The organism is Yersinia sp. 22-579, from assembly GCF_030433455.1.
Lineage (GTDB): Bacteria > Pseudomonadota > Gammaproteobacteria > Enterobacterales > Enterobacteriaceae > Yersinia > Yersinia enterocolitica.
This window is the reverse complement of record NZ_JAUJTZ010000004.1, coordinates 115,375-133,366: the sequence shown is the minus strand read 5'-3', so window position 1 is coordinate 133,366 and position 17,992 is coordinate 115,375. Positions and strand designations below refer to the sequence as shown.

Below are 17,992 nucleotides of genomic sequence, written 5' to 3'. Positions count from 1 at the left end.
ACAGAATCGCTCACTTATTCATCACCTTCCAGTAAAGGCAGTATTCGGGCAATTTTATCAAATGTTTCCTGATATTCAGCCTGTTCCTGACTGTCGGCCACAATGCCACCGCCAGCTGAGCAATATATCTTGCCGTTTTCAGTTAGCAGGGTACGGATGGTGATGTTGGTGTCCATGGTGCCACAGCAACTAATATAGCCAATGCTGCCACAATAGGCATTGCGGCGTTGGGGTTCCAGTTGCTCAATGATTTCCATGGCCCTAATCTTCGGCGCACCGGTTATCGACCCTCCGGGGAAGCAGGCCTGTAATAATGCGGTAGCTGATGATTCGGTGGGCAGAGTCGCGGTAATGGTACTCACCAGGTGATGTACCGCTGGGAAAGGCTCGACGACAAATAACTCAGGCACGCGCACGGTTCCCGCTTGCGCGACCCGGCCAATATCATTGCGTAGCAAATCAACTATCATCAGGTTTTCAGCGCGATCTTTCTCGGAGTTGGCTAACCGCTCAGCTTGCAACTTATCCTGTTTAGGATCATCCAGTCGCGGCAAGGTGCCTTTGATAGGGCGAGTTTGAATGCGGTGATTTTCCAGCCATAAAAAGCGCTCTGGTGACACACTCAGAATGGTGTTTTGTGGCAAGCGAATAAAAGCCGAAAAGGGCGCTCTATTACTGCGGCTCAATGACAGAAAAGCTTGCCATTCATCACCTTGATATTCTGCGCTGAATCTCTGGGTTAAATTAATTTGATAGCAGTCGCCGCTGTGCAGATATTCCTGAATTTGACGGAATTTTTCGCCATATAGCTCTCGCGACATGTTGGCCTGCCACTGGCTGGTTAATTTAAATGGTTGAGTGGCTGCTGCACATTTTTGTTGCTGTAACCAACGCAGGCGCTGTTCTGCATCGCCGTGACACACCAACGTCAGTTTTTGCAAATGATGATCAGCAATTAATGCCCAGTCATACAGGCCAACAGCCATATCCGGCAAGGTGATATCTTGCTCGGCCAGCACCGGTAATACCTCAACCCGCCGCCCTAAATCATAGCCAAATAGCCCTATTGCTCCGCCTAAAAACGGCAGGTCAGGGTGGGGGGATATTGGGCGGAGAAATTGGTCCAACTGTTGCTGTAATAAAGAAAAAGGGTCTTCACCGGAGAATTCCTGGCCTTGCGCACTGATTATCTCTGTTTGCTCGCCCCGCGTGGTGAGGGTAACTCGCGGATCGGCGACCAGAATATCAAAGCGGTTATGGGTATGTTCAGCAAATCCGGAATGCAACAACATGGCCCAGGCTTGATGAGCCAGCGGGGCAAATTGTTGAATCAGGGCATCAGGCTGATAAGGCAGGGTTTTGAAGGTCAGGGATTTCACACTCATGAGTCACTATTCTTTTCTTTCGGGTAGCTATATTAGGGGGCGCAATGGTATTTTCGCTTTCGCCATCCGCGGTGGGGAAGATTAGCATAAATTACCCTATGTTTGTGGCTGCTGATAGGCGGCACTCAATTCACCTCAGGCAACAATAAACAGGTATACTGAATCAATTATATGTAGGAGATGAATCAATGTTAGCGGGTATGCCTTCACTTTCTCATGAGGAACAGCAAGAAGCTGTCGAACGTATTCATCAATTCATGTCGGAAGGGATGAGCAGTGGCGAGGCGATTGCCTTGGTCGCCGCAGAAATCCGTGAGCGGCACCAGAATGATCCACAAGCTATGGCTATCTTTGAAGATACAGATTTTGATGAACATGATGAGTCTGATTATCGTCGCGATAATGAACAGGATGCGGACGAAATAGAAGACCCGTACGAGGGGTAAACCCAGCGTTTAGCTGTTCTATTCTCTGAAACTCACTTAAATGGCGGGTGAGGTTAATAACAAAGTGCCCGTAGCGGTGAAAACAGGTAGATCGTAAAGACGCCGTAAACCCATCCCTGGGGGCTCGAGCCGCGCCGTCCTTGGCGCGGACGCTTTACTCTTCTACCTGTCCTCACCTTGCAAGATCGAGTTATCGAGGTTTGTTAGCTGTCTGACCCGCCGAAATGGCGGGTTATTCATATATGACGGATGACTTTCCTGTCATAACTACTTACCGGTCATAACTACTTGCCTGTCACGACGACCGCACTCGCGGCACGCTTTGCTACCTCAATCGCCGTATCAGTGTCATCCGCTACCGCCAGTGCCACTCCCAACCGCCGTTTACCGGCAATATCAGGCTTACCAAATAAACGAATCTGGGTATCACCCACCAATGCCGTTTCTAACCCATGATAAGTAATATTGTTGCTAGTCAATTCAGGCAAAATAACTGCCGATGCCGCCGCGCCATACTGACGAATAGTGCCGATAGGCAAGCCCAGAAATGCCCGCACATGCAAGGCAAACTCAGACATATTTTGCGAAATTAATGTCACCATGCCGGTATCATGTGGGCGCGGCGAAACTTCGCTGAAAATAACCTCATCACCACAGACAAACAATTCCACGCCAAATAACCCATAGCCACCTAGCGCTTTGACAACCTGTGAGGCAATCTCTTTTGCCCGTGCCACTGCGACATCACTCATCGCTTGCGGCTGCCAGGATTCACGGTAGTCGCCATCTTCCTGGCGGTGACCAATTGGGGCACAGAAGTGGATGCCATCAACAGCACTGATGGTCAGCAAAGTGATTTCAAAATCAAAATGTACTAACCCTTCGACAATCACTTTACCGCCGCCCGCACGGCCACCTTGTTGTGCGTAATCCCATGCGAGCTGAAGTTGCTGCTCATTGCGAATCAAACTCTGACCCTTACCTGAGGAGCTCATTACCGGTTTGACAATGCATGGGTAACCAATCTCGCTGACCGCCTGACGAAATGCACTCTCAGTATCAGCAAAACGGTAGCTGGAGGTCGGCAATTGCAGTGTTTCTGCGGCCAGTCGGCGAATACCTTCACGGTTCATAGTCAAACGAGTCGCTTCGGCACAGGGCACAACTTTCTGGCCCATGTTTTCTAACTCAACCAGCATATCGGTAGCGATAGCTTCAATTTCCGGCACGATATAGTGCGGTTTTTCCTGCGCGACCAACTGCTTGAGCGCAGCGCCATCCAGCATGTTAATCACATGGCTACGATGGGCAACATGCATCGCGGGTGCATCTGCATAGCGATCAACCGCAATCACTTCCAGCCCCAGTCTCTGGCATTCAATAGCCACTTCTTTGCCCAGCTCACCGGAGCCAAGCAACATGACACGGGTGGCGTTCGGACGCAGAGCGGTTCCAATAGTCAGCATAGTTAGGTACCTACATCAGTGGGAAAGTTACACCGTTACTTATCGCGCGGTGAATTTTACGGGCATAAGTATAGGGTAAAACGGCAACGAAAACGATTGCGTATCGGCTGTGAAGCAGAGAATCACGTCATTTTACCGGTATCGATGCAGTATAGTTCCGGCAATGGCCCTATTTCTGCTATTATCGCGGCAAAATCTTGCGCTCGCCTTCAGGCCATCGCTGCCATTCCATCCAGTTATAAGAGTTACTGCCGTGAGCACAACTTCCTTTTCTTCCCTGACTCTGCCTGCTGAGCAGTTGTCCAATCTTAATGAACTTGGCTATACCGAGATGACACCGGTACAGGCCGCAGCATTACCGGCCATCCTCAATGGGCAGGATGTTCGGGCAAAAGCTAAAACCGGCAGCGGTAAAACTGCGGCATTCGGCATTGGTTTGCTGGACAAAATTGCCGTAGGTGAGTTTGTGACTCAGGCCTTGGTGCTGTGTCCAACCCGCGAATTAGCTGATCAGGTCAGCAAAGAGTTGCGCCGATTAGCACGCTTTACTCAGAACATTAAAATCCTAACCCTGTGTGGCGGCCAGCCGATGGGCCATCAGTTGGATTCTCTGGTGCATGCCCCGCATATCGTCGTCGGCACGCCGGGGCGTATTCAGGAGCATTTGCGCAAGAAAACGCTGGTACTGGATGACCTCAAAATTCTGGTGCTGGACGAAGCCGATCGTATGTTGGATATGGGTTTTACCGATGCCATTGATGATGTGATTGCTTATACCCCGCCACAACGCCAGACGTTGCTATTTTCTGCTACTTACCCAGCCGGTATTGAACAAATCAGTGCGCGGGTTCAGCGCCAACCGGTGAATGTTGAAGTTGATGATGGCGATGAAGCGCCGGCTATCGAGCAGGTATTTTTCGAAACTACTCGTGAAAAACGTTTGCCATTGTTGATCTCGGTGCTTAGTCACTACCAGCCAGCCTCTTGCGTGGTGTTTTGCAATACCAAAAAAGATTGCCAGAGCGTCTACGAAGCCCTGGAGTCCCGTGGCATCAGTGTGTTGGCATTACACGGCGATTTAGAACAACGTGACCGTGATCAGGTGTTGGTGCGTTTTGCCAACCGCAGTTGTCGGGTACTGGTTGCCACGGACGTTGCCGCTCGAGGTCTGGATATCAAAGACTTGGAACTGGTGGTCAATTTCGAACTGGCGTTTGATCCGGAAGTGCATGTGCACCGCATCGGCCGCACTGGTCGGGCAGGGATGAGTGGCCTTGCCGTGAGTCTGTGCACGCCACAAGAAATGACGCGTGCTCATGCCATTGAAGATTATCTGCAAATGAAATTGAAATGGACGCCAGCCGAGCAGGTGAGCCGCAGTGCCAACACTATGCTGGAACCTGAAATGGTCACGTTATGCATTGATGGTGGCCGTAAAGCTAAAATTCGCCCTGGCGATATTTTGGGTGCGTTAACCGGTGAAGCCGGTCTGACCGCTGCGGACGTGGGTAAAATCGATATGTTCCCGGTCCATGCTTATGTTGCTATTCGCAAGGCCAGTGCCAAACGCGCGCTTCAGCAGTTACAGCAAGGCAAAATCAAAGGTAAAAACTGTAAAGCTCGTTTATTAAAATAATCATAGTGGAGAGCGATGGTGGTTGCATCGCTCCAATAAATCACACTATACTGTGTTTATGTACAGTTACCTGTAAGTGAAGAGGACGCGTATCAATGGCCGTTGAAATAAAATTCGTCGTGGTAAGACAGGGTGAGGAAAAAATGACTTTCACAACCAAAAAAGAAGCCGATGCCTACGATAAAATGCTGGATTTGGCTGACAATTTGTCTGAGTGGTTGTCGCAATCGCCTTTAACACTCGAAGAAGAGCAACGCGAGGCCTTGAGCTTCTTCCTGGCAGAGAACAAAGACGCATTAGGGCAAATTCTACGTGGTGCCAATCCTGCGGCCTCCGCCGAGGGGCAGCCAAAAGCGAAAGTTGAAAAAATCGCCACAGATAAAAAATCCAAATCTGAAGAAAATCAAGCAGCTTAATCTGCCTGATTTCGGCAAAAAGTGAAAAAGGGATCTAAAATGAATCGTGAAATCACCTTCTTTCGCCGGTTTGAGGCGGATATTCTGGCTGATCGTAAAACGATCACTATCCGGGATAGCAGTGAATCCGATTTTCGCCCAGGGGAAGTCCTGCGCGTATGTCGCAATGAAGACGGTGTATTTTTCTGCAATATCTTGGTCAAGTCTGTCACGGCAATCACTTTGGATGCCCTGACAGAACGCCATGCGGAGCAAGAAAATATGTCGTTGGATGAACTGAAAAAAGTGATTAAGGATATCTATCCGGGGTTGGCGCAGTTTTACGTGATTGAATTTACTCGGTGTAATTAAATAGTGTTAATGCTTTGATTCCGTAGCGCTATTCACTCGGTAACCACCCTTTCAGTCATTGCTCCGGCCATAGGATAGAAATAATAATATCTGGAGGAATGATGAGAAAGACAGGACTCGCCTTGATAGTGGCCAGCGGATTGCTTGGTGTCATCAGTCATGTACAGGCTCAGGAACCGCGGGTAGCAAAAGTCCCTGCTTGTACCGGGTTAACACCATCACAAGTTGCGACACAAGTTAAACGGGATTTCCTACAAAACCGAATAACGCGTTGGGAAGCGGATAAAAAAGGGTTAGGAACGGATAGCCCGGTCGTTTGGATTAGCACAGTAGACATTACTGGCAAAGATGATATTTGGCAGGTTCCACTGACCGCTCGGGGCAAGAAAGGGGATAAGACCTACCAGGTAGTACTCGACTGTAAGGCAGGCACTATAACTTATACCCTGCCAACGTGACCCCGCAACTCTGGAATTAATAATCACTCCCAACAGGTGCTGGCAATAACATATCCTGCACCTGTCTATCATTTTGTTTACCCTTGAATGAGCTCTCATCAACTCAATAATAAGGCTATGTCGCTGCTTGGCATCGCCATGTAATCGTGTCACTCTCGCGGTAACGAACACAGATGGATACTTCAACTAATGACCACACCTCCAAAGGCAGATAAACGCCCTTATCCGATGACAATGCACGGTGATATCCGCACAGATGATTATTATTGGCTACGTGATGATGAGCGCACTGACGCTGATGTTCTGAACTATTTGCAAGCTGAAAATGAATTCACCGAGGCAGTATTAAAGCCGCAGCAACCGCTGCGTGAAACGTTGTATCAGGAAATGGTTTCCCGTATTCCGCCACAAGAAGAGTCCGTTCCCTATACCCGTAATGGCTACCGCTATCAAACACGTTTTGAGCCAGGTAATGAATATGCCATTTACGTGCGCCAGCCGGTTTGGGCTGATAGCAGTTGGGAAACATTACTGGATGGCAACCAGCGCGCTGCGGACAGCGAGTTTTATACTTTGGGGGGGCTGGATGTTAGTCCGGATAATCAACTACTGGCGGTCGCTGAGGACTTTTTATCGCGTCGCCAATATGATATCCGAGTAAAGCATTTACAAAGCGACATTTGGCAAGAGGAAGTCATCAGCAATACTTCGGGCAGCTTTGAGTGGGCGAATGATTCGAAAACACTGTATTACGTGCGTAAACATGAAAAAACGCTACTGCCTTATCAGGTCTATCGCCATGTGGTGGGAACAGATCCGGCATCAGACCAACTGATTTATCAGGAAACTGACGATACATTCTATGTCGGTTTGGAAAAAACCACGTCTGAGCGCTTTATTGTCATCCATCTCAGTAGCACCACAACCTCTGAAATTTTACTGTTGGATGCCGATCAGCACCAGCCGTTGCCGCAAATGTTCGCATCACGCCGCAAAGACCATGAATACGGATTAGATCACTATAAGCAGCATTTTTACATTCGTTCGAATAAAGACGGCAAAAACTTCGGTCTGTATAAAATCGCAGAAGCCGGGAAAGCACCAGCTGATTTCGCTGATGAATCTCAGTGGCTATCATTAATTGCGCCAAGAACAGAGGTTATGTTGGAGGGGTTCAGCCTATTCCGCGACTGGCTGGTGGTAGAAGAGCGCAGTGAAGGGTTGACGCATTTGCGGCAAATTCACTGGGCTACTCGCGAAGAAAAATCAATTACTTTTGATGACCCTACCTATGTGACCTGGCTGGCGTATAACCCAGAGCCGGAAACTGAACTGTTGCGCTATGGTTATTCTTCTATGACCACGCCAAGCTCCATGTATGAGCTTAATATGGATACCGGTGCTCGCCAGTTGCTCAAGCAGCAGGAAGTTAAAAACTTCACACCAGAAAAGTATCGCAGTGAACGGATTTGGGTTACTGCATCGGATGGTGTCAAAGTGCCTGTTTCATTGGTTTATCACCGCGACCACTTTGCCCGCGGGAGTAATCCGCTGTTGGTCTATGGCTATGGCTCTTATGGTAGCAGCATGGATCCTGCATTCAGTGGCAGTCGTTTAAGTCTGCTAGACCGTGGTTTTGTCTTCGCCTTGGCCCATATTCGCGGTGGTGGTGAGTTAGGGCAGCAATGGTATGAAGATGGCAAGTTGCTCAGTAAATTGAACACATTCAATGATTTTATTGATGTAACCAAAACATTAGTTGCCGAGGGTTATGGCGATGCGAGCCGTGTTTTCGCCATGGGCGGCAGTGCGGGTGGCTTGCTAGTGGGGGCGGTGATTAATCAGGCGCCTGAATTATACAAAGGTGTTGTGGCGCAAGTGCCATTTGTTGATGTCGTCACCACCATGCTGGATGAATCTATTCCCCTGACGACCGGCGAGTATGATGAGTGGGGCAATCCAAACGATAAGGTTTATTACGATTACATCAAGCAATACAGCCCATACGATCAGGTTAAAGCCCAGGATTACCCGCACATGCTGGTGACTACCGGGTTGCACGACTCACAGGTTCAATATTGGGAACCGGCAAAGTGGGTCGCGAAACTGCGGGAAATGAAAACTGATGATCATCAGTTATTGCTCTATACCGATATGGATTCGGGTCATGGAGGTAAATCTGGTCGTTTCAAAGCTTATGAAGATATTGCTTTGGAATATGCCTTCATTCTCTCTCTGGCTTGATTAACACCGGCTTACTCGGCCAGATAATATGTTAGGGTATGACGCATATCGGGCGTAAGGTCGGTAATTGAGGCCAGCATCCAACGCAGATAGTCCGGATCTTGTCGGGCTATCTGTTCAATACTTTTCCCCCGATATTTGCCAAACTTAAATGTTGATAGCAACTGCGGTTGCTGCGTGATTTCCGCCATTTGCTCCGCGCTCCACCCAGAGTCTCGCATTATACGTTGCAACAGTGCTGCGGTGACATAGCAATCATACAAAGCTCGATGCGGATAAAGATTATCCGGCACTGAAACATTCAGGCGTAAAGCGTAACGCAGATATTGATTACTGTGCTTAATATCAGGATAGAGCATGCGGGCCAGCTTTAGCGTGCAAATCCATTGACCGCCCATCTCCGGTAATACACCACGGTCAAAGGGGGCGTTATGGGCGACATAATAAGGGCTACCTTGATACTTTCTAACAGCAACAGCAATCCGTGGCTTACCTTCTACCATTTCTTCCGTGATATGGTGAATGACCATGGCATCGAGACTGATTGGCCGGTCTGGGCTAACCAAGTCACTCATTGGGTTGCTCAATGCCCCATCCATCACATCGATGGACGCGATTTCGACAATACCGCCCTCTAAGCCACAAGTCTCTGTATCGATGACACGAAAATACATTTTTTTTCCCCTCGCAATGCCTTAAATCTTAGCAACAAAAAACCCGCCTGGCGTGGCGGGTTGACTGACGAGACGAAAAGCCCGTTATTCTGCGCTAGTAGAAGATGACTTTTTAGCGCGTTTCTCAGCTTTTTTCTCAGCTGGCGTTTTTAGTGGCTTTTTCTTCGCGTTCTTTTTGCTGTCCATTCCCTTACTCATGGCTTGCCTCTCTTTACCTTTGGTTAGGTTGGTACGCCCTCCTATTAACCACCTAATCAGGGTGAGTTGCAAGGGAAGAAAGTGAATATCTAATTAGACTATTGTTTAATAAGCAAATTATTAAACACTCACAGCCCTTATTACTGCTTAATGGCTGTGACGTAGCCCCCCAAAATCAATTAACTTATGGTGTATTTATCACCTGTTGATGGAATTAATGGACTGATTGGCGTAAATGTCACGTTTTATCGTTGACCCTGAGGGCCGTATAGGCTTTGATAACTTTAGTGTCTTAACAAACATGGAAAAATAATGGAACAATTACGTGGGCTTTATCCAGCGTATGAACCTTACGATAGTGGTTTACTAGACACGGGAGATGGCCACCAGATTTACTGGGAACTCTGCGGTAATCCTCAGGGTAAACCCGCTGTATTTATTCATGGTGGCCCTGGTGGTGGGATCGCGCCTTATCATCGGCAACTTTTCAACCCAAAGAAATACAAAGTATTACTGTTTGACCAACGTGGTTGCGGGCGATCCAAACCTCATGCCAGCCTGGATAACAACACTACCTGGCATTTAGTCGATGATATTGAACGGCTACGTAAAATGGCCGGTGTCGATAAATGGTTGATATTCGGCGGGTCGTGGGGGTCAACTCTCGCACTGGCTTACGGCGAAACACACCCAGAGCGAGTCAGTGAGATGGTTTTACGCGGGATATTCACGCTGCGTAAAAAAGAGTTGGATTGGTATTATCAGGACGGAGCTTCTCGTTTCTTTCCCGATAAATGGCAGCGAGTGTTATCTATATTATCGCCAGAAGAGCAGGGTGATGTCACCGCAGCTTATCGCAAGCGACTTACCTCACCTGACAAGGCGATACAATTAGAGGCGGCTAAAATTTGGAGTCTATGGGAGGGCGAAACTGTCACCCTATTGCCCGCCAAAAGCGCGGCGTCCTTCGGTGAAGATGACTTTGCTTTGGCATTTGCCCGCATTGAAAATCACTATTTTACCCACTTGGGTTTTTTGGATAGCGATAACCAATTGCTGGATAATGTCACGCGCATTCGCCATATCCCAGCGGTAATTATTCATGGGCGATATGATATGGCTTGTCAGCCACAGAATGCATGGGATTTAGCAAAAGCATGGCCGGAAGCTGAATTGCATATTATTGAAGGTGCAGGGCATTCCTTTGACGAACCGGGCATCCTGCATCAACTGATTCTTGCAACCGACAAGTTTGCTCGAAAACTCTAGCCGTTGTTGCCGACAAACTCCCGCAGACCCTATGTGGGAGCCTTTTTCTTATGATTTCATTTTGGGCTCATACGGCAAGCGAGAGAATTTATTGGACTCACTACGGTAGTGTGCCAGCCGTTGCAAAAAGTACTCCCGTAGCTCATCAGGTTGTTCTCGTGCAACCATTTCAGGTATGACTGGCATATTGTAGCGCTCTTTAAATGCGACACCAGAGGCGGCCAGATCAACATTCATTTTTGCTGTTTCTTCGTCAGAAAGCTCAGCCAGATTATATCCCATTGTCTTCTCCTTCGTGCTGTGTGGGCAGTTATGGCGCAAAAGGTAATGCAGTGGGTAGACATTGGCAAGTGGGTAATGTGGTTCAATTATGCTAGTTTAAAACCCTTTGTATTTAAATAATATTAACCTGCAACATTCGTAATGTTATTAATTTAATTTGAGCGCAAATAGGAATCATTCTTTTTAGTATTTGTGCGGTAATGTGAATGATTCTTATAATAATTAACTTCATGAATGCATATTTTATAAAAAAGATATAAATCATGTTGTTAGGTTATTTATAGATATTAATGTGAATAGGGTGTTCTTATTTTGTTTTTATCTTGGCATAATACCCCAGGTTAACCGTTGCTTACCTGCATTATAAAAATTAGGGAATTATTATGTTGAAAACAGAAATGGCACAGAAGCTTAATGAGCAGCTGAATCTGGAATTTTACTCGGCCAATCTTTATTTGCAGATGAGTGCCTGGTGTAGTGATAAAGGCTTTGAAGGGGCTGCTGCTTTTTTAAAAGAGCATTCTCAAGAAGAGATGCAGCATATGCAGCGTTTGTTTGAATACCTGAGTGGGACAGGCTCCATGCCGATATTAGGCACTATCAGTGCACCGCCGGTTGATTTTGCATCACTGGCTGATGTATTCAAACTGACCTACGAACACGAGCAACTCATTACGACTCAAATTAATGAACTCGCCCATGTTGCAATGACTACCCACGATTACTCCACATTCAATTTCCTGCAATGGTATGTGGCTGAACAGCATGAAGAAGAAAAACTGTTCAAATCTATCCTGGATAAACTGGCATTGGTGGGTAATAGCGGCAATTCATTGTTCTTCGTCGATAAAGATTTAAAAACAATGGCAGCGCAAAACCACGTTCAGGCTTAATATTTGGGCTTGATTTGAACTTGCCGCAGTTTCTATCCACTGCTTAGTGGAACCGGAAACTGCGGTTTTTTATTGTATATACGCCATCCTCACCGCTGCTGTTTCCTCTTAATTTTATTGTTTTGTGCTAATAACATATTGTTTAGCTATGGTTTCTTGTCTTGCTATATTCAAATCGTTATCATTTATGATAAAAGGTGACGGGCAGGATGAGATTAATTGCTGCTCAGTTATTGGTTATATTTCAATCGCCACTCATAATTTGGCGTTTTATTTTGTGTCCTACCTCACAGGTAGTGCAATTGACTGGAAGTGATAGGGGTTCGCGCTGCCAATATAGGATATGGTTGGTAGCAGATTGATTCTTCTCCCCATTGACTAAGGGATATTATGTTTATTCACAAAGTACGTTCTTCTTGCCGCATGCTTTCGGCACTTATTGTGTTATTTGTTGGACTATCCAGTCAGCAAGCATTGGCTCACGCGCATCTGAAAATTGAATCTCCTGCTGCTGATGCCACCATCGGCTCAGCGCCAGAGGCCGTGACACTGGGCTTCTCTGAAGGTATTGAGTTGAATTTCAGTGGCGTGAAAGTGACAGGCCCAGATAACGATGTGGTGAAAACTGGCGAACTCAAATTGGATCCAGCCAACAACACGCAATTAATTTTGCCGATCGATAGTGCATTGAAAGCAGGTAAATATAATGTTTCATGGCATGTTGTGTCTGTTGATGGTCATAAAACCAAAGGCACATACAGCTTCACAGTGAAATAATATGTCACTGGCGACTCTATTCGTTCTGTGTCGCTTTCTGCATTTTTTGGCGGTGATGCTGATGTTTGGTATCAGTATTTTCACCGCCGTACTCGCACCAGACCGTTTTTCTTCGATACTCAAAAACCGCTTATCGCCACTCCTTATGTTCAGCACCTTTCTGGGGCTAGCCTCAGCTATCGGGCTTTTAGCCATTCAAGCTGGCATGATGGGCGATGGCTGGTCTGATACCTACAGACTGAGTGTATGGTGGGCGGTGTTGGGGACTCGTTTTGGCGAGATATGGCAATGGCATCTCGGCTTATCCATATTGAGTATGTGGGTAGTATTACTCGGCACAACCCGTCTTTACTATCAGTTGATGGTGGCTTGCTCAACCTTGCTACTGGCTAGTTTGGCATTTACCGGGCACGCTGCAATGCACGATGGTGTACTGGGATGGGTTCATCAGACTAACCAAATCATACATCTGCTCAGTGCGGGCTACTGGTTGGGATGCTTGCCCGCGTTGCTTGTTTGCCTTGCATATACACGTCGGGATGATGTGAAACGTGAAGCCATCACGACGTTGATTCAGTTTTCAAGTTGGGGACATTTGGCAGTTGCGTTGGTATTGGCCACCGGTGTGATTAACAGCATTATTATATTACGTGAGGCCTCTTTAACGCTGACATCTGTCTATCAGATGCTATTACTCAGCAAGGCAATATTGGTACTGTTTATGATTGTTGTCGCGATCATTAACCGCTATCTGATTGTTCCCATGCTGCGCAAATTGCCAGTAAAAGCCCACTATTGGTTAGTAGTAAACAGCTGTGCTGAAATCGTCCTTGGCGCTGCGGTATTACTTTTAGTGAGTATTTTTGCCACGATGGCACCGGTATAGTGAAAAATTATACCTGATAGTTATTGCCGTTAAGCTTGCATCGCCTCCTCTTTATGCGAGAAAATCAAAACAATCAGTTAATTGAGGATGATTGAAATGAAAGGTTTGGTGCTGACGTTATCGTTACTGATGTTATCCGTGAATGCTTTTGCCGCTGGGAAAATAGTGACTGTCAGTAAGTTTGAATTTGGCAAACAATGGGCATTTACCCGAGAAGAGGTGATGTTGGAATGCCGCTCAGGGGGAGCTTTGTTTGTGATAAATCCCAGCACATTAGCGCAATATCCACTTAATGATGTTGCATCTGAACAAATGAAAGCAGGCCATGTCCTTGCGAAACCGCTAGATATTTTATTATTAGATGATAGCGAGAACCCTGGTCAAAAGATGAGTTTGCTACCTTTCCAACAGCGTGCGATGACTTTATGCGAAAAGTAAGCACGACAACTTGAGCATCGCTACGGCCTTTATTTTCTATTTAACAGATAATTACCTTTCTTAACTGGTAGGCTAATTTGTATCATTTAAATTAGTTTGCAACCGTTATTAATTACTTCTGTTGCTAAGTTGGCGAAACACATGTCCTCGACTACTCTTAAAGAGTATGGCTGAACAAGCCTACGTTAATGCCAACTTTTAGCGCACGGCTCTCTCCCAAGAGCCATTTCCCTAGACCGAATATAGGAATCGTATTCGGTCTCTTTTTAAGTTGTTGATTTTAATGGTGTTTTTCTGTTTCTCCCGAAATCCCCCGAAATTTCCCCGAAATCCTATACTCGGCCTAAATCTCAACCCACTCATTTTTACGTGAATCCAGGTATACATTCGTCATTTTCATCGATTTGTGTCCAAGCAATTTCTGTGCAAATTCCTTACCGTATTCCGCTTCATAAAGACGCGACGCCAGGCTGCGGATCTCGTGAAAGCTGGGGGGGGATATTTCATAAACCAGATCGGTAGCCTTCAATGCTTTAACAAATGCTTTGGTAAGCGAGTCTGCATTCAAAGCTCCCGGTTTTCTACCTGAACTTTTATTGGATGAGCTGATGAGATATTCACTTTTACTATTATTCAGGCACTTCTCTATAATTTCCCCAACCGTGGTATTCATTATTTCCAGCCGTAATGATAGCGATATCGCTATCTGCATCTTGGTTTTACTCTGGACTATCCAAAGCTTGCCATTATGTACATCACTTCTTTTTAGTTGCCGCACGTCATCACGGCGTTGGCCGGTAATCAGCGCCAACGCTAGGCTGAGTTGAACCCAGTTCCGTTGTTGGCCAGCAGCCTCATAAATTTTGCAAAAGGCGGCATAGTCAAGTCGTTCCCGCTTAACTTTTGGTGATGGCGTGCGTGTTGCTTCCACTGGATTGCTGCTAATTAAACCATCAGCTATTGCTTCGCGAAAAACATCAGACAAAACAGAACGTAGATTTACCGCCATCGAACTTTTACCATTATCGACATAGGTATTAATAAAATCAGCGATATGCTTGGTGGTAACGGTTTCGATCGGCCTATCTCCAAATTGCTGGTTAATATATCCGATTTGCAGGACTCTCATTTTCATAGTGTTCTCAGCCAGCTCACGACGCTTTAATATCTCTGAATAGCGCTTTAGCCAACTCGCTACGGTATTAACTTCGGCTTTAGCCGCAGGAGTTGGGGCAGGGGCTTGCAATCGTTCCAGTAGGGCTACTGGCTGAAAGTTTGATTCAATATAGTTGTTAGCCTGAATGGCCTGAGAGATGGCATCCCTCCGGGCGATTTGTCCCAGAGGGATCTCTTTTCCTGTAAGTGGATTTCGCCAGTAATAAGATTTGTAATATCGCCGATATGTCAGATTTTTGGGTAAGTTGGCATCATATCGTTTTGGCCTTGATGCCATGATTAATTCTCTCTATCAGTGACGAACTTGTGCTGGATGACGTTTTGAGTATTTCTTTTGCCAGCCGATAACTTTTAGGCTGAATATAAATCGCGCCTGGCTGTACACGATACTCGCGCCCATGTTTTTCAGGTGCAGGGTAAATATTGCCGCCTCGCGCCCAGCGTTGGAGTGTCTGGGGTGTTGGTTGCTTACTGCGGTAGGTTTCTTCCGCCCATTCTTCTAATGTCAGTAGTTTGGTCATTGGTCTTTCCTCAGTAGGAAAGGGCGCAAAGATGTTACGCCCTATTATGGTCGTTTGGTCTGGGGTGGTAAGGGGCTATGAATGTCTAGATGGTGAGGGTTACAGTTGATTCGTGTCTTGTTTGTGGTTAGTAATTAAATTCCTATTTTGGGAACTAACATTGAGGGCATGTACTACTGTTTCTTTAGAATTATTATGTGTTATTTATTATGTAGTCAATTATCAATCTCGTGGTGTGACCAATCACTTATAAGCAATAAAGGTATAATCTACCCACAAGGGGCAACTTAGATATCGGGAATCGTTATATTATCCGGGTTTTCCCAGCAGCTTACCCCAGTGCTTGTTTTCTCTACCTGATCTCCAATGAAATAAAGGGGCTAGACTACAGTACTATAAACTGTAATGATGAATTGTTGTTGATTCAGGCTCTGATGAAAGACAAGTGTAAGGTCGTTGATCGTTAAATGGATACATGGTTGAAGTACAATAGACAGATATATCTAACAAAGTTTAACTATTTATGCTCAACGAGTGGCAGATCAGATAATAAATCTGTTTTGTATTTTCAATGAGCTGATCATTGTTTGAAATTATGAGCATAATGCAGCGATTTCCAACAGAATCGTCGTTCTTGGCCGCAGATAGTTCGGTAGTATTATCTCTCACTCAACTAGTGAACAAATACGAATTCGATTTTTGGTGCAAAAGGAACGGATTTGGCAACTTGGTCCAATAGTGATCATTGTTATACATCACCTACTTTCTTGCTAAGTGCGATGAAAATGTAAGGATGTAGTTTTCTACTTATCAATTATCCATCGATTCATGGCAGGTAGTATTACCCTCATTTTGAAAAGAAATAAGCATCCCTGTTAAATGCGGTTATCTCTTTAAGTAATATGATGCATTGAGTTCTGTAAAAAATTTTACAGTTTCAATAACAATTATGAAAAGATATGTCTATCTTTATTGATGATGAGCAGTTCGTCTATTCGAGGTGGCTATGTTCCTTAATTATTTTGCTTTAGGTGTGCTTATTTTTGTCCTCCTCGTGATTTTTTACGGGATAATAATTCTTCATGATATTCCCTATCTGATTGCAAAATCACGGAATCATCCTCATGCTGATGCTATTCATGTTGCAGGATGGGTAAGCCTGTTCACTCTGCATGTCATATGGCCATTTTTATGGATATGGGCCACCCTATATCGGCCTGAACGTGGTTGGGGTATGCAAGGTCAGGAGGCTTCATTTGCCCATCTCCAGCAGCGCGTAACAGATTTAGAAGTAAAACTGGCCGATAATACAATTCCTCCAGCGGAGTAACATCATGGATTTACTCATTATTTTAACATATGTTGCGTTTGCCTGGTCCATATTTAAAATATTCAAAATACCGGTAAATAAATGGACTGTTCCCACCGCTGCATTAGGTGGTGTTTTTTTAATTGGCGCGCTAATTTTATTGATGAACTATAATCATCCCTATACTTTTCAAGCACAAAAGGCCGTTATTTCTATTCCTATCACACCTCAGGTGACTGGAGTGGTTAGTGAAGTCACTAATAAACAAAATGTATTTATAGAAAAAGGTGAAATACTTTTTAAAATTGATGCAACTAGGTATCAGGCTCGAGTTGATCGACTACAGGCTGATTTAATAACGGCAATCCATAATACGCTGGTTCTTAAGGGGCAATTAGATGAGGCGATGGCCAATACATCGGGTGTGACTGCCGAACGGGATCGATTATATAAAGACTACCAACGCTATGTTCGAGGAAGTAGAGCAAAAGTTAATCCTTTTTCTGAAAGTGATATTGATAATGCGCGACAAAACTATCTGGCGCAAGATGCGCTCGTGAAAGGTTCAGTAGCCGAACAGGCACAAATAAGAAGTCAGATAGATAGCGTTATAAATGGGGAACAATCTCAGATAGTCAGCCTCAAAGCCCAATTAGCAGAAGCCAAATACAATCTTGAACAAACCATTATCCGCGCTCCCAGTAACGGTTATGTAACTCAGGTGCTCATCCGTCCCGGAACCTATGCTGCAGCACTCCCGTTGCGCCCGGTTATGGTTTTTATTCCGGAACAAAAACGGCAGATTATTGCGCAATTCCGTCAAAATTCATTGCTGCGCCTGCAAGCTGGTGATGAAGCTGAAGTTGTTTTTAATGCATTACCAGGCCAGGTTTTCCAAGGGAAACTCGTCAGAATTCTACCCGTAGTTCCTGGAGGAACATATCAGGCTCAGGGAGCATTGCAATCACTGAGCATTACTCCTGGTACTGATGGTGTATTGGCTGTCATTGAACTGGAATCCAATGTTGATGTAGAGGCATTACCTGATGGTATTTTTGCTCAGGTTGCTGTTTATTCTGACCATTTTACTCATGTTTCTGTTATGCGTAAGGTGCTACTGCGAATGACTAGTTGGATGCATTATCTCTACCTTGATCATTGATAATA

The 17,992-nt window shown here is 45.7% G+C and carries 19 protein-coding genes; 13 read left to right on the top strand and 6 right to left on the bottom strand.

The genetic code is table 11. From position 1 onward, the window contains the following. Positions 1 to 14 precede the first annotated feature (14 nt). Positions 15 to 1,385, bottom strand: a complete 1,371-nt coding sequence (pabB, locus tag QSV56_RS06465) for an aminodeoxychorismate synthase component 1 (protein WP_050162219.1) — start codon at positions 1,383 to 1,385, stop codon at positions 15 to 17. 188 nt (positions 1,386 to 1,573) lie between these two features. Here pabB and QSV56_RS06460 point away from each other — a divergent pair, with 188 nt between their 5' ends. Continuing rightward, complete coding sequence (locus QSV56_RS06460; RefSeq protein WP_005163637.1) at positions 1,574 to 1,831, top strand: YoaH family protein; 258 nt, start codon at positions 1,574 to 1,576, stop codon at positions 1,829 to 1,831. 284 nt (positions 1,832 to 2,115) lie between these two features. Here the strand turns inward: QSV56_RS06460 and purT are convergent, their stop codons facing one another. Further along, positions 2,116 to 3,297 carry a formate-dependent phosphoribosylglycinamide formyltransferase gene (purT, locus tag QSV56_RS06455; protein ID WP_046694903.1) on the bottom strand — a complete coding sequence of 394 codons (1,182 nt, stop codon included), beginning with the start codon at positions 3,295 to 3,297 and terminating at the stop codon, positions 2,116 to 2,118. A gap of 253 nt (positions 3,298 to 3,550) precedes the next feature. Between purT and dbpA the strand changes: the two genes are divergently transcribed. The 5 genes from dbpA to QSV56_RS06430 all read left to right on the top strand — a co-directional run bounded on the left by dbpA (position 3,551) and on the right by QSV56_RS06430 (position 8,402). Beyond that, on the top strand, positions 3,551 to 4,933 hold the full coding sequence (gene dbpA, locus QSV56_RS06450; RefSeq protein ID WP_005163615.1) for an ATP-dependent RNA helicase DbpA: 1,383 nt from the start codon (positions 3,551 to 3,553) through the stop codon (positions 4,931 to 4,933). A gap of 95 nt (positions 4,934 to 5,028) precedes the next feature. Further along, the gene (locus tag QSV56_RS06445; protein WP_019083358.1) at positions 5,029 to 5,349 is read left to right on the top strand and encodes a YebG family protein; all 321 of its coding nucleotides are present in this window, start codon (positions 5,029 to 5,031) and stop codon (positions 5,347 to 5,349) included. A gap of 39 nt (positions 5,350 to 5,388) precedes the next feature. Next, a complete protein-coding gene (gene yqfB / locus QSV56_RS06440; protein WP_046050789.1) occupies positions 5,389 to 5,700 on the top strand; it encodes a N(4)-acetylcytidine aminohydrolase in 312 nt (103 codons plus the stop codon). Positions 5,701 to 5,801: 101 nt separating this feature from the next. After that, positions 5,802 to 6,158 (top strand): protein YebF, encoded by a 357-nt coding sequence (gene yebF, locus QSV56_RS06435; RefSeq protein ID WP_005170472.1) that lies wholly within the window; start codon positions 5,802 to 5,804, stop codon positions 6,156 to 6,158. Positions 6,159 to 6,347: 189 nt separating this feature from the next. Further along, the gene (locus tag QSV56_RS06430; RefSeq protein WP_050130937.1) at positions 6,348 to 8,402 is read left to right on the top strand and encodes a prolyl oligopeptidase family serine peptidase; all 2,055 of its coding nucleotides are present in this window, start codon (positions 6,348 to 6,350) and stop codon (positions 8,400 to 8,402) included. Positions 8,403 to 8,413: 11 nt separating this feature from the next. On the opposite strand, the gene exoX is transcribed toward QSV56_RS06430, so the two are convergent. Continuing rightward, a complete protein-coding gene (gene exoX, locus QSV56_RS06425) occupies positions 8,414 to 9,076 on the bottom strand; it encodes an exodeoxyribonuclease X (protein WP_005170462.1) in 663 nt (220 codons plus the stop codon). A 510-nt stretch (positions 9,077 to 9,586) separates the two neighbouring features. Here exoX and pip point away from each other — a divergent pair. Further along, positions 9,587 to 10,543 carry a prolyl aminopeptidase gene (gene pip, locus QSV56_RS06420; RefSeq protein WP_301211562.1) on the top strand — a complete coding sequence of 319 codons (957 nt, stop codon included), beginning with the start codon at positions 9,587 to 9,589 and terminating at the stop codon, positions 10,541 to 10,543. Between the two features lie 48 nt (positions 10,544 to 10,591). Here pip and QSV56_RS06415 read toward each other — a convergent pair whose 3' ends face one another. After that, positions 10,592 to 10,825 carry a DNA polymerase III subunit theta gene (locus QSV56_RS06415; RefSeq protein ID WP_004389928.1) on the bottom strand — a complete coding sequence of 78 codons (234 nt, stop codon included), beginning with the start codon at positions 10,823 to 10,825 and terminating at the stop codon, positions 10,592 to 10,594. Between the two features lie 383 nt (positions 10,826 to 11,208). On the opposite strand from QSV56_RS06415, the gene ftnA reads away from it, so the two are divergent. The 4 genes from ftnA (at position 11,209) to QSV56_RS06395 (ending at position 13,819) form a co-directional block, all read left to right on the top strand. After that, on the top strand, positions 11,209 to 11,718 hold the full coding sequence (ftnA, locus tag QSV56_RS06410; RefSeq protein ID WP_005170444.1) for a non-heme ferritin: 510 nt from the start codon (positions 11,209 to 11,211) through the stop codon (positions 11,716 to 11,718). Between the two features lie 390 nt (positions 11,719 to 12,108). Beyond that, complete coding sequence (yobA, locus tag QSV56_RS06405; RefSeq protein ID WP_005170441.1) at positions 12,109 to 12,495, top strand: CopC domain-containing protein YobA; 387 nt, start codon at positions 12,109 to 12,111, stop codon at positions 12,493 to 12,495. A 1-nt stretch (position 12,496) separates the two neighbouring features. Further along, positions 12,497 to 13,381 carry a copper homeostasis membrane protein CopD gene (gene copD, locus QSV56_RS06400; RefSeq protein ID WP_301211557.1) on the top strand — a complete coding sequence of 295 codons (885 nt, stop codon included), beginning with the start codon at positions 12,497 to 12,499 and terminating at the stop codon, positions 13,379 to 13,381. 96 nt (positions 13,382 to 13,477) lie between these two features. After that, positions 13,478 to 13,819 carry a YebY family protein gene (locus tag QSV56_RS06395; RefSeq protein WP_005170437.1) on the top strand — a complete coding sequence of 114 codons (342 nt, stop codon included), beginning with the start codon at positions 13,478 to 13,480 and terminating at the stop codon, positions 13,817 to 13,819. Positions 13,820 to 14,162: 343 nt separating this feature from the next. Here the strand turns inward: QSV56_RS06395 and QSV56_RS06390 are convergent, their stop codons facing one another. Together QSV56_RS06390 and QSV56_RS06385 are read right to left on the bottom strand one after the other, a co-directional pair. Continuing rightward, positions 14,163 to 15,272, bottom strand: coding sequence for a site-specific integrase (locus QSV56_RS06390; RefSeq protein ID WP_301211553.1), 1,110 nt, complete (start codon positions 15,270 to 15,272; stop codon positions 14,163 to 14,165). Then, on the bottom strand, positions 15,247 to 15,516 hold the full coding sequence (locus QSV56_RS06385; RefSeq protein WP_050130928.1) for an excisionase: 270 nt from the start codon (positions 15,514 to 15,516) through the stop codon (positions 15,247 to 15,249). Before QSV56_RS06385 ends, QSV56_RS06390 begins: the two co-directional genes overlap by 26 nt. Positions 15,517 to 16,522: 1,006 nt before the next feature. Between QSV56_RS06385 and QSV56_RS06380 the strand changes: the two genes are divergently transcribed. Both QSV56_RS06380 and QSV56_RS06375 read left to right on the top strand, forming a co-directional pair. Beyond that, complete coding sequence (locus QSV56_RS06380; RefSeq protein ID WP_050130926.1) at positions 16,523 to 16,846, top strand: DUF3302 domain-containing protein; 324 nt, start codon at positions 16,523 to 16,525, stop codon at positions 16,844 to 16,846. A 4-nt stretch (positions 16,847 to 16,850) separates the two neighbouring features. Continuing rightward, positions 16,851 to 17,987 (top strand): HlyD family secretion protein, encoded by a 1,137-nt coding sequence (locus tag QSV56_RS06375; protein ID WP_050130924.1) that lies wholly within the window; start codon positions 16,851 to 16,853, stop codon positions 17,985 to 17,987. The last annotated feature ends 5 nt before the right edge of the window (positions 17,988 to 17,992 follow it).